The 16136-nt window shown below is 60.2% G+C and carries 12 protein-coding genes; 8 read left to right on the top strand and 4 right to left on the bottom strand.

Annotation, left to right across the window (positions count from 1 at the left end; all coding sequences use genetic code 11):
• Nucleotides 1-237 precede the first annotated feature (237 nt).
• The 6 genes from I7X13_RS13775 to I7X13_RS13750 all read left to right on the top strand — a co-directional run bounded on the left by I7X13_RS13775 (nt 238) and on the right by I7X13_RS13750 (nt 10004).
• The gene (locus I7X13_RS13775; RefSeq protein WP_198075945.1) at nt 238-5835 is read left to right on the top strand and encodes a hypothetical protein; all 5598 of its coding nucleotides are present in this window, start codon (nt 238-240) and stop codon (nt 5833-5835) included.
• 214 nt (nt 5836-6049) lie between these two features.
• Nucleotides 6050-6697, top strand: a complete 648-nt coding sequence (gene plsY, locus I7X13_RS13770; RefSeq protein WP_198069071.1) for a glycerol-3-phosphate 1-O-acyltransferase PlsY — start codon at nt 6050-6052, stop codon at nt 6695-6697.
• 135 nt (nt 6698-6832) lie between these two features.
• Nucleotides 6833-7108: a hypothetical protein gene (locus I7X13_RS13765; RefSeq protein WP_198075944.1), complete on the top strand. Its 276-nt coding sequence runs from the start codon at nt 6833-6835 to the stop codon at nt 7106-7108.
• A 118-nt stretch (nt 7109-7226) separates the two neighbouring features.
• The gene (locus tag I7X13_RS13760; RefSeq protein ID WP_198075943.1) at nt 7227-7817 is read left to right on the top strand and encodes a hypothetical protein; all 591 of its coding nucleotides are present in this window, start codon (nt 7227-7229) and stop codon (nt 7815-7817) included.
• Between the two features lie 120 nt (nt 7818-7937).
• Nucleotides 7938-8513: a hypothetical protein gene (locus tag I7X13_RS13755; RefSeq protein WP_198075942.1), complete on the top strand. Its 576-nt coding sequence runs from the start codon at nt 7938-7940 to the stop codon at nt 8511-8513.
• A gap of 123 nt (nt 8514-8636) precedes the next feature.
• Nucleotides 8637-10004 (top strand): dipeptidase, encoded by a 1368-nt coding sequence (locus I7X13_RS13750; protein WP_198075941.1) that lies wholly within the window; start codon nt 8637-8639, stop codon nt 10002-10004.
• Between the two features lie 80 nt (nt 10005-10084).
• Here I7X13_RS13750 and I7X13_RS13745 read toward each other — a convergent pair whose 3' ends face one another.
• From I7X13_RS13745 to I7X13_RS13735, 3 genes are all read right to left on the bottom strand, one after another.
• The gene (locus tag I7X13_RS13745) at nt 10085-10726 is read right to left on the bottom strand and encodes a porin family protein (RefSeq protein WP_198069067.1); all 642 of its coding nucleotides are present in this window, start codon (nt 10724-10726) and stop codon (nt 10085-10087) included.
• 146 nt (nt 10727-10872) lie between these two features.
• Complete coding sequence (locus I7X13_RS13740) at nt 10873-11472, bottom strand: porin family protein (protein WP_198075940.1); 600 nt, start codon at nt 11470-11472, stop codon at nt 10873-10875.
• Between the two features lie 202 nt (nt 11473-11674).
• On the bottom strand, nt 11675-12364 hold the full coding sequence (locus I7X13_RS13735; protein WP_198069065.1) for a porin family protein: 690 nt from the start codon (nt 12362-12364) through the stop codon (nt 11675-11677).
• A gap of 199 nt (nt 12365-12563) precedes the next feature.
• Here I7X13_RS13735 and I7X13_RS13730 point away from each other — a divergent pair, with 199 nt between their 5' ends.
• The gene (locus tag I7X13_RS13730) at nt 12564-13712 is read left to right on the top strand and encodes an acyloxyacyl hydrolase (protein WP_198075939.1); all 1149 of its coding nucleotides are present in this window, start codon (nt 12564-12566) and stop codon (nt 13710-13712) included.
• A 129-nt stretch (nt 13713-13841) separates the two neighbouring features.
• Nucleotides 13842-14528 carry a DUF2306 domain-containing protein gene (locus tag I7X13_RS13725; RefSeq protein ID WP_198075938.1) on the top strand — a complete coding sequence of 229 codons (687 nt, stop codon included), beginning with the start codon at nt 13842-13844 and terminating at the stop codon, nt 14526-14528.
• 30 nt (nt 14529-14558) lie between these two features.
• On the opposite strand, the gene I7X13_RS13720 is transcribed toward I7X13_RS13725, so the two are convergent.
• The gene (locus I7X13_RS13720) at nt 14559-16094 is read right to left on the bottom strand and encodes a YifB family Mg chelatase-like AAA ATPase (RefSeq protein WP_198069062.1); all 1536 of its coding nucleotides are present in this window, start codon (nt 16092-16094) and stop codon (nt 14559-14561) included.
• Nucleotides 16095-16136 lie beyond the last annotated feature (42 nt).

Raw genomic sequence — 16136 nt, 5'->3', positions numbered from 1 at the left:
CCAGCCGTTGGCGGATTGCTTTTTTGATTGTGCCTAACTTGTACCGGGTTTTTATGTGCCGCGCCGGGCACTATCCTTCGGGCCAGGCGTTTGCGTTGAAAAAACCACTCGTTGGATTGCGTGTGTGGCTGGGCGAGCCGCCGCAGGATGGGCCTGAGCGACGTAGGGCGGCACCGCCCGACGCGCCGCAGCCTAGAGCTGTCCCAGCGGGTCATTGTTCTCGAATTAACAGACTTTATGAAGCAAGTAATTGGTGTTTTAACTGCGTGGATGGGGCTGTGGCTTGGTTTTGCCGCACCTGCACTGGCGCAAACCAAACCCGCCGTACCCGCCGGCACGGCCCCGGCGGCCACCCCGCCGCGCTACCAGGTAGGCAAGCTCTCGACCGACCCCGCGCAGTACATCAACGACGTGCAGGGCATGATGGCCAGTACCAACAATGCCGTGGCCCGCGTGACGGCCGCCCGCCTCAAGGAGCTGTGGGCCTCCAACAGCCTTACCAGTTCGCAGCAGTCGCGCATCGTGGCGCTGTCGCAAACCATGCTGGCCAAGAAGTTCAAACCCCGGCCCCACTTCGAAATGCTGTTTGCCAGCATCGTGAACGGGAAAAACCTGGCCAAGCTCAACGACCAGCAGATGGACCAGTACCTTGACGTACTGAACCAGACCCTGGACAAGGAAGCCCCGCAGGAAACCGAAAAATTCCTCGTTAGCACCAACCGCTTCTTCAACGGCGGCTACCTCTACCGCTCGGGCTACAACACGCTGCGTGCCGTGGCCGGCACCGTTTCGTTTGCTTACTCGCCCATCGCGGCGCCCGAATCGAACCTCGAATTTGGCGCGCCCACGCCCGCTCCGAAGGAAGAGTCACTGCCCGCCGCGCCCAAGCCCGCCGCCAAAAAGCCTACCGCCGCCAAGCCTGCCGCGAAAGCCGCCGCCAAGCCCGCGCCCAAGAAAAAGGCCAGCAGCAGTGGCTGGGACACGGCCGATATGTGGTCGTCGCCCTCGGGTGGCGGCTGGGGCGATGACGACGGCTGGGGTGCGCCCGTGAAAAAAGCGCCCGCCAAGAAAGCCACGGCTGCCGCCAAGCCCGCTACCAAGGCCACCCCGGCCACGGCCGCCAAACCTGCTGCCACTGCCACCACGCCGGCTTCCTCTGATTTTGACGCGCCAGCTCCGTCGTTTACGCCCTCGGCGGTGTACGATGCGTATGCGCCGCCGCCCGCCCGGGGCGCGGTAATTGTGGTGAAGGATGCCGACCTGTTTATGGCCACCGGCGGCGACTCGGTGTTTATCAAGAAGGTGAGCGGCACGGCCGTGCCTAATTCCAACCGCTTCATTGCCACGGGTGGGCAGTTTGTGTGGTCCATCAAAACCAACCTGGTGACGGCCGAGCTGGCGGGATTCGACTTCGACATGACCAAGCCCGAGTTCACGGCCCAACCCGTGACTCTGACCTACCCGGCCGTACTGGAAGCGCCCGTGAAAGGCGCCCTCAGCTACAAGAGCGTGCGGCGTAAGCCCGGCGCGCCCGACACCGGCTACCCGCGCTTCATTTCGCTCACCAACGACGCCCGCATCAAAAACCTGGGCGACAACATCCAGTACCGGGGCGGCCTTTCGATGGCCGGCGGCAAAATTCTGAGCGCGGCCCTGGATGGCTCACTGGCCAACCTTACGGTGAGCCTCGACGGCAAGCCCAAGTTCAAGGCCGCCTCGCGGGCCTACGTGCTCGGCGACTCCGTGATTACGGCCAGTCGGGCCGCCGTCACCATTTACGAAGGGGCCAAAGATTCGCTGACACACCCCGGCGCGCAGCTCAAATACCTCAAAGGCAAGCAGCAGCTGAAGCTTTCGCGCGAGGAAGGGCTGTATAAGAACACGCCCTACAGCGACTCTTATCATCAGATGGACATCCGCACGGAGGCGCTGACCTGGAACCTGCGCCAGCCTACCATCGACTTCGCGGTGCTGTCGTCGAAAAACCAGAGCTCGGCTGACTTTGAGAGCAAGGAGTTTTTCACGAACAACCGCTACCAGCAGCTCAAGAGCATCAACCGGCTGCACCCGCTCCAGATGCTAGTGGGCTACAGCCAGGCCCACGGCGATGTGAAAACCATCAACGTGAGTGAGCTGGCCGACAACCTGAAAACCTCGGTGCCCAACATGCGCTCCGACATGGCCGGCCTGGCCCGCGACGGCTACGTGGCCTGGAACTCCCAGACCGGCGACGTGACCATCCTGCCCAAAGGCTCGCACTACGTGGCCTCGGCCCGCGACAAAAAGGACTACGACCACATCGCCATCAAGTCGCTCTCGGGCACGGGCCGGAATGCCACGCTCAACCTGAACACCAACGAGCTGCTGGTGCGCGGCGTGGACCGCTTCAATTTCTCCGACGACTCGGCCACAGTGTACGTGAAGCCGGACAGCGCCATTATCCGCATCGGCAAAAACCGGAACATCAATTTCGGCGGCGCGGTGGTGGCATCGGCCATGCGCTTCAAGGGGCGCGATTTCAAGTTTGACTACGACGGGTTTTACGTCGACATGGCCAAAATTGACTCCATCGTTATTCGCAGCGAGGCCAAAAATGCCAAGGGCAAGCCCACCGGCAAACACGCCGACTTCGCTCTCACCAACAAGGGCAAATTTTCAACCGGCCGTCTCTACCTGAACGACCCCAAGAACAAATCGGGCCGCAAAAAGAAGGGCCAGTACCCGTCCTTCGACTCTAAGAGCGGGGCCAACGTGTATTTCGGCAAGCAGGACGTGCTGGGCGGGGCCTACGACTCGACGATGGTGTTCGATATTCCGCCGTTCAAGCTCGATTCGCTGAATGGCATCGGCAAGTCGTCGGCTGGGTTCGATGGCACCTTCCGCAGCGGCGGCATCATCCCCGACATCAAAACCAAGCTCACGATGCAGGAAGACGGCTCGCTGGGCTTCGTGTACGACGTGCCGAAAGACGGTTTCCCGCTCTATAAGGGCCGGGGCCGCTTGTTCAACAAGGTGAAGATGGACGGTAAGGGCCTGCAGGCCAACGGCACTATTACGTATCAGACCGGCACGTTTACTTCTGACCAGTTCGTGTTTTACCGCGACTCGGTGGTGACCGTGGGCAAGACCGGGGCCATCGCGGCAAAGAAGGCCGAGGGCGTTGATATCCCCAAGATGAACCTGCCCACCGGCTACCTCATGAACTGGAACGTGCGTCAGGACTCGATGTACCTCACCACGCCGCGCTCGGGCGAGGCCATTCGGCTGTACTCGGCCACGGCCGACCCCAAGAGCAAAACGCCTACCACGGCCGGCGGCTACAGTTTCAAAGGCACGGCCCTGCTCACGCCGCACAATGCCGGCGGCAACGGCCGTCTCGATGGCCCGCAGTCCTTCATCAAGTCGCCGGAATTCACCTTTAAATCGGACAGCTACTCGGGCAAAAAGGCTGCCCTTAGCATCAAATCGGCCGAGGCCAACAAGCCCGCGCTTACGGCTAACGACGTGGCGTTTGACTACGATTTGAAGCGCGGCTTTGCCGATTTTAAGCGGGAAGAAGGCAGCAAGGCCAGCATCGATTTGCCCTACTCGAAGTTCAAAACCACGCTTAGCGGCGGGCGCTGGGATTTCAAGAAGAAGCAGGTGCAGCTGCGCGTGGCCCCCGGGGCCGACTCTACCAAGTCGTATTTCTACTCCACCAACCCCGACCAGCAGGGCCTGAAGTTTAAGGCCTCATCGGGCGTGTATGACCTGGCCAAGTATCAGATGAAGGTGGGCGGCGTACCTCACATCGCCGCCGCCGATGCCTGGGTGATTCCCGATTCGGGCAAGGTGAATATTCTGGCCAACGGCCGTTTGCAGCGCTTCAAGAACGCCGGCATCGAGCTCGATTCGTTGGCTAAGTTCCACAAACTTTACAAGGGCAGCATCGAAGTATTGTCGAAAGTGGCCTTCACCGGCAACGCGCTCTACAGCTTCAAAACCGCCCGCGACTCGGTGGCCCTGCGCTTCACCAACTTCGAGCCTGACCCCAACGCCGTGCTGGCTGGCACCGGCAAAGGTGGCAAGGGCCTGCTGGGCCGCAAAAAGGCTGACGACAACGCCGACGTGGCTGCCGGCCCGGCTACCATTGCCAGCGCCAACGTGGACGCCAATGCCAAATTCAAGCTCACGCCGCGCATTGGCTACCGGGGCGCGGTGCAGTTAAACTCGCAGCGCCGCGGCTTTGTGTTCGATGGCCAGGTGCAGCTACAGTTCGGCAAAAACCGCGCGCTGGCCGAGTGGATTGCCGTGAAGGACTCCATCGACCCCAAGAATTTCAGCCTGAACCTGAAAGACATCAAGGCCGAGGACGGCACCCCGCTCGTGACCGGCCTGTTCATGTCGGACCAGACCAACAAGGTGTACCCGCTCTACGCGGCCACCCTGCCCAACACCACCGACGTGCCCATCTTCAAAGTAGATGGCAAGCTGCGTTACGACGACCGCAAGGGCCAGTACAGCATCTCGCGCAACGACCCCACCGACGTGAATGCCTACGAAGGCGCGGCCCTCACCTATGCCGATTCCACCAACACCATCAGCTTCCGCGGGCCGATGTCCTTCATCAATTCCAGCAAGGACTACAAGATGATGGGCAGCGGCGTGGGCACCGCCAACCCCGATAGCGCCCGCTACACCATCGACGCGCTGCTGGGCATCGACATCAACATGCCGCAAAAGGCCATTGATGCGATGGGCGTGGAAATTGCCAAAATCACCAAAAACTCGCCCGAAGCGCAGGACGGCTCCACCAACGAGCTCTACAAAATAGGCCAGTTCATCGGCGACAAAGGCGTGGAGGCCTACACCATGCGCAAAGGCACCGCCGACCCGCTCATGAAGCTTTCGCCCAAGTTCATGCATACCCTGCTGCTGAGCAAGGTGAACCTGCGCTGGAATGAGAAGAAGCGCGCTTGGTACTCGGTGGGCCAGATTGGCATTGCCGGCGTGGGCAAGCAGCCGCTGAATGCGATGATTGACGGCCTGATTGAAATTCGCCGCGAAAACGGCACCGACCTCGTCGAGATTTACCTCGAACCCGAGCCCCAGAGCTGGTACTACCTCAAGTATGCCAACAACCTACTGCTGGCCAAGTCACAGAACGAAACCTTCGACGCCGAAGTGGGCGGCAAGGCCAAAGGCGACTACCAGACTGCCACCAGCTACGGTGCCTTCCTGGGCGATTACTCCGACGTGGACGCCTTCCGCTCGCATTTCCAGAAGGATTTCCTGGGCAAGAGCGGGAAGCTGGCCGCCCGCCCATCGGCCCCGCCGCCAGCCGAGAAGTTTGACACCGTCGACGACAAGAAAAAGAAGAAAAAGGGCAAGGGCGACGACGCTTTCGGCGACGCCGATGCCAGCGCCAACCCCGGCAGTGCCCCCGCCGAAGCCGCGCCGGAAACTTCTTCCAAAAAGAAGAAGAAAGCTAAGGACAACGACCCCTTCGGCGACGGTGTGCTGGACGAGCCCGCCCCGCCCGTGGTGAAGGAGAAGGTGAAGACGAAGGAAAAGGCGGTCGATGACCCGGCTCCGGCTGCTACTACGCCACCGGCTGCCACCACGCCGGCTGCCGCTGGAGCTACTACTCCGGCCACCACCCCAGCGGCCACCCCGCCGGCCGCCGATGCTACCCCCAGCCCGGCCGACGCTAAGAAAGAAGCCGACCGCCAGGCCAAGGAAGCTGAAAAGCTAAAAAAGGAGGAAGAAAAGGCGAAAAAGGAAGAGGAAAAAAGGAAGAAGGAAGAAGAGAAGGCAAAAAAGAAAAAAGAGGATGACCCCTTCGGCGACAGCTAGCCGCGTAGCGGCGACCGGTTTGTAGCAAACAGTCGGTTAGCCATATCATGTAAAGCCGCGTAGCGATGACAGAACCCTTGGGTAAATCTGTCGCCGCTACGCGGCTTTTGCGTAGCCAATCCCGTTGCTTCTACAAACCGGTCGCCGCTATGCGGCTGCGCTCCTCTCCACGTTCTATTATTTTGCGCCTTTCCTGCTCACCCATCCCGCTTCTATGAACCTTCTCTACATTGCCCTGGCCCTGCTGGCCGCCTACCTGCTCGGCTCCATTCCCACAGCCTTGTGGGTGGGCCGGCGCTTCTTCAACCTGGCCGATATTCGCGAGCACGGCTCGGGCAATGCCGGTGCCACCAACACCTTCCGCGTCCTCGGCCCCAAGGCCGGCTCCTTCGTGCTGCTGGTTGATGCGTTGAAAGGCTTTGTGGCGGCGTATTTCCTGCCGCAGTGGCTGGTGACGCAGGGCGCTATTGCGCCGGAGCACGAGCTGTACTACCGGCTGGCCTGCGGCGCGCTGGCCGTGGTGGGACACATCTACCCGGTATTTGCGCAGTTCCGGGGTGGCAAAGGCGTGGCCACCATCCTGGGCATGATGCTGGGCGTGGCCCCGGCCACGGTGGGCGTGTGCATGCTTGTGTTTATCGTGATGCTGCTGCTGTTCCGCTACGTATCACTGGCCTCCATGACGGCGGGCGTCACCTTCGCGTTGCTGCAATTGTTGCCCCAGTTTCGGCCGGCGCAGCCGTTTCTGGTGTACGTAGGCTTCCTATTGGCTGCCCTGCTCATCTACACCCACCGGGCCAACATCGGGCGGCTGCGGAGCGGGACGGAAAGCCGCGTGCCGCTGCCGTGGGCGAAGAAGTGAATAAGTAAGGGAGAGCAGGAACCAGTTAATAACTGATTTTCAATGGCCGTCATCAAAGTGCCTGAAGTAAAGAGGGAGCCCTCCGAAAAAGGTGGCGTCTTGCTGTAAGCCCTTGTTTGGGTTTTAATGAAGATAATGCCGCTCAATGCCAGTCCCGACTACGACGACAGGCGCCTTCTTTTAGTGAGTTACTGGCTGGTTGAGATAGACGAAGCCGGATACCCTATGCGCGAAATCGGATTCACTGCGCAAAACGAGCCCATTTTGTTTGCTCCGACTACTCGCAATTATGGCTTGTGGACAGATTCTGACCGCATCTTTTCGCAGGAGGAATTTGAGATGCTGCACGAATTCCCTTTCAATGTCACTTGGAACCGTTTGCTTGAGTCTACCAAGCAGGTTGCGCTTTAAAGACTGATTCTGTTCAAAGGGCGCATTACTACCCGAGAGCGTTAGCCTGGTTGGGTAACCCGTGGTCAAATGGCTAACTCAACCGTATAGCCAAGCTCCACCATTCGAGCCTTGTCCTATGCTACGTTCCCTCGCTTTGGCCGTGGGCAGCCTGCTGCTGATGCGCCCGGCCGCTGCCCAGACCTTGCCACCGCCCACCGCTGGCCGCTCGGTGGCGGCACCCGTAGGCTACAACTGGCAGCTGCTGCCCGAGGTGAACGCGGCCGTCCTCAAGCCCTTCACCTGGAACTATAAGGCCGAAGCCAGCCGCGACGCGCAGGCCTATTTCGTTACCCGCGAGCGGATTGTGCCCGGCAAGCAGTTCAAAACCGGCCTTTCGCTGAACGTGGTGCAGCGCATCAGTGCTAAATCCAAACAACCAGCCGATGCCTACGCCCGGGCCTTTGCGGCCCGTAGCGGGCGTGGGGCCGGGCAGCAGGTGTTGGGCCAGGAAACCAAGGCGCAGGGGCCGCTGCGCCTCTACGGCGTGCGCTACCGGCTTTCCAGTGGGCCCGACGGCCCCAAAATCATTCAGCAGTGGGCTATTGCCAACACTGCCACCGACACGTTCTACCTGCTGCTTTTCGAAAGCCCCGAAAAGGACTGGCCGTTGGCCTGGAAATTCGGCGAGGAGATGATAAAGCAAATCCGACTCGATGCGAAAGTGTAGCGGAGGGACGTATGCGGTAGAGACGCCTGTTTGCGTCTCGTCGTGCGCGCCATTCGTGGTTCATCGTGCCGACGATGAGACGTAAACAGGCGTCTCTACAGTCAGTGTCTCTTCCAAAATATGCATCGTTTCCTCCTGGCCCTGATAGCGCTACTACTCACGCTGCCCGCTGCCGCGCAACGCTACAATGCCAGGCTGACGGCTCCGCCCGCCGGTTTCAGCTGGCAGCCGCTGCCCCAGAGCAAAGCTGCTGCGCTGCTGCCCGCCGGCTGGTATTACAAGGCCGAGGGCGAGAAAAGCGTGCCCACCTACTACCTCACCCAGGAAGAGGTGGGCGAAACCGGCGAGTATCAAACCGGCCTCTCACTGCAGGTGGTGCGCAAGGCCAAAGCCAAAACCCGCCACGCCGCCCCCGAATACGCCGAGCTGCTGATGATGCGCACCGGCTTCGGCCCCGGCCAGCGACAATTGGAGAAAACCGCCACCACCGAAGGCTCCTGGCACAAACGCACCGTGCGCTACCGCGACGCCCCGCCCGATGCCGAGCCCCGCGTGGTGTATCAAATGGCCCTGGCCAACGCCAAAACCGACACGCTCTACCTGCTCACTTTTGAAAGCCCTGAGAAAGACTGGGCCGAGGCCTGGAAGCTGGGCGAGGTGATGGTGCGCGAGCTGGTGCTCGATGCCCGGCAGTAAGCACCCGCGTCGGCTGTGCTCAGCGTACCTCGGCGGCTCTTTTGCGGCTCTCTGCGGTAACTTCCCGCGCCGCACTCGCTACTTTTACCGCCGCATTCCCAACCCCACTAATACCCGCTCCGCATGGCCTCTTACCTCGCCGACAACCAAACCCGCTTCCTCGATGAGCTGATGGACTGGCTCCGCATCCCGTCTGTGTCGGCCGACCCCAAGTTCCACGCCGACGTGCTGCGCGCCGCCGACTACCTCAAAACCCGCCTCGAAGAAGCCGGCGTGCAAAACGTGGAAATCTGCCCCACGGCCGGCAACCCCATTGTGTACGGCGAGTACTTGGTGGCCGGCCCCGGCGCCAAAACCGTGCTGGTATACGGCCACTACGACGTGCAGCCCGCCGACCCCTACGAGCTGTGGAACTCGCCGCCCTTCGAGCCGGTAATCAAGGACGAGAAAATCTACGCCCGCGGTGCCTGCGACGACAAAGGCCAGGTGTACATGCACGTGAAGGCCTTCGAGATGATGATGCTCGACGGCCAGGGCGGCGTGCCCTGCAACATTAAGTTCATGTTCGAAGGTGAGGAGGAAATTGGCTCCAACAACCTCGAAATCTTTGTGAAGGCCAACAAGGAAAAGCTCAAGGCCGACGTCATCCTCATCTCCGACACCGGGATTCTGGCCAACGACGTGCCCAGCATTGAGGTGGGCCTGCGCGGCCTGAGCTACCACGAAGTGACCGTGACCGGCCCCAACCGCGACCTGCACTCCGGCCTCTACGGCGGTGCGGTGCAAAACCCCATCAACGCCTTGTGTGAGATGATTGCCAGCCTGCACGATGCCAACGGCCACATTACCATCCCCGGCTTCTACGACAACGTGGACGAGCTGAGCGCCGACGAGCGCGCCGAAATGGCCAAAGCCCCGTTCTCGGAGGAAGAATTCAAAAAGAGCATCGGCCTGCCCGACAGCTACGGCGAAAAAGGCTACAGCAGCATGGAGCGCACCAGCATCCGGCCCACGCTCGACGTGAACGGCATTTGGGGCGGCTACACCGGCGAGGGCGCCAAAACCGTCATCGCCTCGCAGGCCCACGCCAAAATCTCGATGCGCCTGGTGCCCCACCAGACCTCGGACGAAATCACCGCGAAATTCCAGAAACACTTCGAAAGCATCGCGCCCCAGGGCGTGACAGTAGAAGTGCGCCCCCACCACGGCGGCGAGCCCGTCGTGACGCCTACCAACTCGGTGGCCTACCGCGCCGCGGCCGATGCCATGGAAACCACCTTCGGCAAGCGCCCGGTGCCCACGCGCGGCGGCGGCTCCATCCCCATCGTGGCCATGTTCAAATCGGAGCTGGGTCTCGACACCGTGCTGCTCGGCTTCGGGCTCGACTCCGACGCCATCCACTCACCTAACGAGCATTTCGGCGTCTTCAACTTCCTGAAGGGCATCGAAACCATCCCGCACTTCTACCGCAACTACGCGGCGGCCCAGTAGTCGCGAGGGTTCGTTTTTAGTCAGCAAAAAGCCCGGCTTCCATTGTGGAAGCCGGGCTTTTTGCTGCGTGCCCGCAAGGGCTAGTTTGTGGCATTGAAGGAATAGGTCAGATACAACTGAAGCACGCTGTTGCGGGCGTCTCGCTGTATCGTCACGGCGCCTTGTGAAGTGGCTTTGCTGATGCTGCTGAGCCCACCCACATAGCGAAGGCCGGCGCCCAGGCCAGACTTTCGCTGATAGCCCAGACCGCCCGCAAAGCCAATGTCGGCTGCGGTGAAGTACTGTTCCCGGTTAAGTTTGATGGTGGCCTCGCCCAGCTTGTCCTGAGCTGCCACCAGCACCCCCACCTGCGGCCCAGCCTCCAGGAAGAAGCCGCGGGCGTTGACGTGGAAAAGCAGGGGCAGGTCTACGTAATGCAAGCGCCGCGTAACCAACGAATTCGCATCATTCGGGATTTTAGCGCCCTTCTGCGAGTACAGTAATTCGGGCTGAAAAGCAAAGTGCTTGCTAAGCGTCACATTGGCAAAAACGCCGGCGTGGTAGCCGTAAATGCTTTCGTAGGCCGTGCCGTCGTAGGTTCTCAGAATAGAACGGGAGCCGCCGGCTTTTACGCCCAACGACAAGCCGCTCGAGGGCTGGCTGCGCGCCCGAATGCTGCGCTGCGCCTGCGCCGCACCCGTAAGCCCGGCCAGCAGCGCGAGGGTGAAAAGAGTCTTTTTCATAAGCGAAGTAGATAGGTGATTCTGCAAAGCTACGGTTGGGCCGCGCGTGATTTTGCTTACCATTCAGTGTTTACTACGCCCATTGCAACGCAAAAAGCCCGGTTTCCATTGCGGAACCCGGGCTTTTTGCCTTATGAAAGCGCCTGCTAGCGCCCCGTGCCCCCGAAAGCGTAGCCCAGGTTGAACCAGAACGTACTGGTGCGCAGATTGCCGGTGCCCAGGCCATTGGCCGCCGTATCCTTGAAGGTGTGGCTGATGCCGCCATCGTAGCGCACGCCCAGCGAGAGGCCCACGGGCAGCTCGTAGCCCAGGCCCACCACGTAGTCGAGGGCCACCGACGTCACGTCGCGGCTTTTGATGTCGGCGCCGTCTTCGTTTTTGCCCGACAGGGCAAAGTTTACTTCCGGGCCGGCTTCGAAGAACAGGCCATCGGCGTGGTAACGGGCCAGCAGCGGCACGTTGATGTAGTCGATGTCACGATTGAAGGCGGCTACGTCTTTGGTGTCGAAATACTGTTTGGTGTACAGCGCTTCGGGGTGAAAGGAAACGACTTCTCCAAGGTACACGTCGCCCATCAGGCCGGCCTGGTAGGCCGAGTGGGTTGTGGACGAATAGCCGGCGCTGCTCCCCGACAAGCTGGTGATGCCGTAGCCAATCTTAAGGCCAATGGTATTGGCCGGCTGCTGGGCCTGGGCTGCGCCAATGGTGCTGGCCAGCAGGGCGATGGGAAGAATGAATTTTTTCATAATGAAGAAATGATGAAAATATTGATAGTCAGGGTTAAAAGCGCTGAATAATCAGGCATGGGGCTTATACCGCCCGCATCGGAAATAGGTTGCTGAATTTGACTGTACCGGGCGTGCAGAAAAAAAGCGCCGACCATCGGGCAAAAAAAGAGGCCCGACTTCACGGGGAAGTCGGGCCTCTTTTTAGCTGATGAACCGAAGGCTATTTGCCGCCGAACATGTAGTGCGCCTGGAGCTGGAACACCGAGTTGCGCACGCTGGGGTTGTTGCCTTTAAACCCGCTGGCGGCCGAGGAGAAAATGTTTTTGGAAGCCCCGTCTTTGTAGACCTGCGAGATGTCGCCGGCGTAGCGCAGGCCCAGGCCGAAGCCGCTGGTAATCTGGTATCCGATGCCGCCCACGTAGCCAATCACCACCTTGTTGAGGTCGTCGGTGCTGGTGTTGGAAGAGCTAATCTGCTTGCCGCCGCCGTCTTCAATGAAGTCACGGTTGTTGATAACAAAGCTGCCCTGCGGGCCCAGCTCGAAGAACAGGCCTTTGCCGTCTTCGCCAATGGTGGTTTTCAGCAAAATCGGTACATCGATGTAGCCAATGGTCGATTTGAACGTACCGTTGGTGGTGCTGGCCGATGCCGTAGTGTAATTGATGCCGTCGATGGAAGCACCTTTCTGGGAGTAGAGCAATTCGCCCTGCACCGAAATCAAGTCCGAGAAGCCGTAGTTGAGAAGGCCACCGGCTGCGAAGCCAGCCTTATACTGGTTGCCTTTCGAGTCGTTGCCGGAGAACGTGGCGCCATTGAAGCCGCCTTTGAGGCCGAGTTTGAGGCCGGTTTGGGCTTGCGCCGCGCTGGATAGTCCAGCCAGCAGCGCCAGCGATAGGATGGTTTTTTTCATGAGGGATAAAAATGATAAGATGAATTCTGAAGACAATCTGTTGTCCTTGCTCAAAATCAGGGTGTATATCGGCCCCGGCTGCGCAGGGTTGTAGAAAAGCACGTTATTTTTTTGGTTTGCATCTATCAATCAGCATTACAGGAGCTTATTTTTGGCACCGGTCCAGGATATAGAAATGAAGGGTGACGCTAGTTTGAAGTTGAGGAATACCATATTGCCGGTGCTGCTGTGGAGCCTGGCCACGCCCTGGGCCGCCGCCCAGACTCCGGATTCCGTGGCGCGAGTGGCCCCGCCCGCGCCGTTTATAGTGGGGGCCTATGCGCAGGGCAGCATTATCATGGCGCACACCTACGCCATCCGGCACTTGGTGGCCTCGCACCCCACCGGCTTCGAAATCAATTTGCAGCGCCAGACCACCGGCGCGGCCCCCTGGCATGCCTGGTATAGGTTTCCCAAAATTGGGCTGGCGCTCACGTATTACGACTTTCACAACCCCGTGCTGGGCTACGCTTTTGCGGCCAGCCCCTACATCAGCAAGACGTTTTCGCGCGGGCCGAAGCACGATTTCAGCTTCCGGCTAGGGGCGGGGCTGGCCTACCTCACTAACCCATATAATCAGGAAACCAACCACAAGAACACCATTGCCAGCTCAGCCCTGAACGCCACGCTGCAGTTCCGGTTCGAATACGACTACGCCCTCACGCCGCATCTGGGCCTGCTGGTAGGGGCGGGCCTCAACCACTACTCCAACGGGGCCACCACCAAGCCCAACTTCGGTGTGAACCTGCCCTCGGTGGTGCTGGGACTGAACTACCACGAGCTGCGCCCGGCTCCTACGTTCAATGCAGGCGGGCCGCTGCCGGCCGAAATCGGCACCAATTTCATCAACGTGAGCACCAGCTTGGGCTTCAAGCAGCGCACCGAAGGCGACAAGCACAAGTACCTCGTGAACTCGCTGACGCTGGCCGTGGGGCGCCGCGTCAACCGCAAATCGAACTTGCTGCTGGGTGTGGAAGGCTTCAACGACCGCAGCCTGAAAGCCACGCTGGAGGACACTACCCGCGTCGGCGGCAAGCAGCCCGACGTGAAAAAAGTGGGCGTATTTGCGGGCCACGAGCTGCTGTTTGGCCGGTTGGCCTTTGTGTCGCACCTGGGTTTCTACGTGTACGCGCCCTACAAATCGAGCACGGCCTACTACGAGCGGCTGGGCCTGAAATACCACTTCACCAACACCGTGTTCGGCGCTGTCGATTTGAAAATTCATCGCGGCGCGGCCGATGTGATTGAGTTTAAAGTGGGAGCCCGGCTGCCCGGCCACCGGCCCGAGCCTACCGTCGATTTACGCTAACGCCCGGCCAGATTTATCCGCGAAAAACGCGGCTTCAGGTGCCGCCAGCGGCGTTTCAGTCACTGAAATTCCCCGGTTGGGTTTCCGCTGACCACCTTTCGGCAGTATTCATCATCTGCCGACTGCGCCATGGAAACCCTTTTCGAAATCAACCGCTGGATACACATTGCTGCCGGCTTCACGGGCTTTTTTGTGGCCCCGGTGGCGTTGGCCGTGCGCAAGGGCGGGGCGGCGCATCGGCGCTGGGGGCGGGTGTTTTTCTGGGCCATGGCGGTGGCCGGCACCACGGCATTGGTGGGTGCGCAGCACATTCATAGCCTGTTTTTGCTGCTCACGGCCGTGTTCAGCCTGTACATGGCCGGCTTCGGCTACCGCTCCTTGTTCCTGAAACCGCTGGCTTGGGATGCCCGCGTGGCCGCCTTCGATTGGGCGGTGGCGGGTGTGGGGCTGGTGGTGTTCGTGGGCACGGTGGGGTATGCAGTTTTCGCCCGCAATATCCCGGTCGGCGTGTTCGGCTTCCTTGGTGCGGGCACGGCTTTCCGCCAGCTGCGCGGCTACGCCAACGCCGGCCACTGGACCAAAAACCAGTGGCTGCTGAATCACATTTCGGGCTTTCTGGCCTCGTATATCGCGGCGGTATCGGCGTTTTCGGTCACCAGCCTGCACTTCATTCCGTTTCCTTATAATTTCCTGTGGCCCACGGTACTGGGGGCACCGCTCATCCGGTGGTGGCATCAGCGGGTGCGCACCCAGCGCGCCAGCCTCGCACCAAGCCCCGGTTTATCCGGCTCACCAGCGCCAGCACTTAATCAATAGGGCCGGGGTAAAGCTGAATGAGCGAATAAGTTACCCGGCCCAACCTTCCCTATCAAGGCTGCGGTACTGAATGGCTTCGGCCAGATGATTAATCTCAATCGCATCGGCGCCGGCTAGGTCGGCGATGGTGCGGGCCACTTTCAGGATGCGGTCATAGGCGCGGGCGCTCAGGCCGAGGCGCTCCATGGCGGTTTTCAGGAGCTGACGGCCGTCTTCGCTGATTTGGCAGATGTCCTTCACCATCTGCGGCGGCATCATGGCGTTGGAATGGATATCAACGTAGTCGGTGAAGCGTTTTTCCTGTACCGCGCGGGCCTGGTCCACCCGTGCCTGGATGTCGGCACTGGTTTCTGATTTGCGCGATTCCGTCATCTGGTCAAACGTCACGGGCGTGACCTCGACGTGCAAATCAATGCGGTCAAGCAGCGGACCGGAAACCTTATTCAAATATTTTTGCACCACGCCGGGGCCGCACACGCATTCCTTCTCTGGATGATTGTAATAGCCACAGGGACAAGGATTCATGCTGGCTATCAACATAAAGTTCGCCGGAAACTCAATGCTGATTTTTGCCCGCGAAATAGTCACGCGGCGCTCCTCTAGCGGCTGGCGCATTACTTCCAGCACCGTGCGCTTGAACTCGGGCAACTCGTCCAGAAACAGCACGCCGTTGTGCGAAAGCGAGATTTCGCCGGGCTGCGGGTTGCCGCCCCCGCCCACCAGCGCCACATCCGAAATGGTGTGGTGCGGCGCCCGAAAAGGCCGCGTGCTCAGCAGCCCGCCGCCCGCCAGCTTGCCGGCTACCGAGTGAATTTTGGTGGTTTCCAGGGCCTCCTGCATGCTCAGGGGCGGCAGAATACTGGGCAGGCGCTTGGCCAGCATGGTTTTGCCCGCACCGGGCGGGCCAATCATAATCACGTTGTGGCCGCCGGCGGCCGCGATTTCCAGCGCCCGCTTGATGTTTTCCTGGCCCTGCACATCGGCAAAGTCGGCCGTGTACTTGTTCACCGTGTGCTGAAACAGGTCGCGGGTATCCACCACAGTGGGCGTGATTTCCAGCCGGCCCTCGAAGAAGTCGATGGCCTCCTGCATGCTGCCCACGGCAATCACGTCGAGGTTGTTGACAATGGCGGCTTCCTCGGCGTTTTCTTTGGGCAGGATAATGCCCTTAAAGCCTTCCTTGCGGGCCTGAATGGCAATGGGCAGCACGCCCTTAATGGGCCGCAGCTCACCATCGAGCGCCATTTCGCCCATAATCACGTACTCGGGAAGGTGCTCCGTCATCAGCTGCTGCGATGCGTGCAAAATGCCCAGCGCAATGGGCAAATCGTAAGCCGCACCTTCCTTGCGTATGTCGGCCGGGGCCATGTTCACCACGGTTTTGGTGCGCGGCATGCGGTATCCCCGAAACTTCAGTGCCGCCTCAATGCGCTGCTGGCTCTCCTTGATAGCATTATCCGGCAAGCCCACCACATTAAAACCTGTCCCCGCCGAAACCACCACTTCAATAATAATGGTGTAGGCATTGACGCCCTGCACGGCCGAGCCGAAGGTTTTGGTAAGCATGGTAGGAATGGATTGGCACAGTAGAGTTAGACTGTAAAGCTA

Source organism: Hymenobacter negativus, from assembly GCF_016056375.1.
Lineage (GTDB): Bacteria > Bacteroidota > Bacteroidia > Cytophagales > Hymenobacteraceae > Hymenobacter > Hymenobacter negativus_A.
The sequence above is the reverse complement of the archived record's forward strand: the minus strand, read 5'-3'. Positions and strand labels throughout refer to the sequence as shown.

Coding starts and splice junctions, on each gene's coding strand:
- I7X13_RS13745 (WP_198069067.1), bottom strand. CDS start 10,726: ATGAAAAAGACTCTTTTCACCCTCGCGCTGCTGGCCGGGCTTACGGGT.
- plsY (WP_198069071.1), top strand. CDS start 6,050: ATGAACCTTCTCTACATTGCCCTGGCCCTGCTGGCCGCCTACCTGCTC.
- I7X13_RS13720 (WP_198069062.1), bottom strand. CDS start 16,094: ATGCTTACCAAAACCTTCGGCTCGGCCGTGCAGGGCGTCAATGCCTAC.
- I7X13_RS13740 (WP_198075940.1), bottom strand. CDS start 11,472: ATGAAAAAATTCATTCTTCCCATCGCCCTGCTGGCCAGCACCATTGGC.
- I7X13_RS13775 (WP_198075945.1), top strand. CDS start 238: ATGAAGCAAGTAATTGGTGTTTTAACTGCGTGGATGGGGCTGTGGCTT.
- I7X13_RS13735 (WP_198069065.1), bottom strand. CDS start 12,364: ATGAAAAAAACCATCCTATCGCTGGCGCTGCTGGCTGGACTATCCAGC.
- I7X13_RS13755 (WP_198075942.1), top strand. CDS start 7,938: ATGCATCGTTTCCTCCTGGCCCTGATAGCGCTACTACTCACGCTGCCC.
- I7X13_RS13765 (WP_198075944.1), top strand. CDS start 6,833: ATGCCGCTCAATGCCAGTCCCGACTACGACGACAGGCGCCTTCTTTTA.
- I7X13_RS13750 (WP_198075941.1), top strand. CDS start 8,637: ATGGCCTCTTACCTCGCCGACAACCAAACCCGCTTCCTCGATGAGCTG.
- I7X13_RS13760 (WP_198075943.1), top strand. CDS start 7,227: ATGCTACGTTCCCTCGCTTTGGCCGTGGGCAGCCTGCTGCTGATGCGC.
- I7X13_RS13725 (WP_198075938.1), top strand. CDS start 13,842: ATGGAAACCCTTTTCGAAATCAACCGCTGGATACACATTGCTGCCGGC.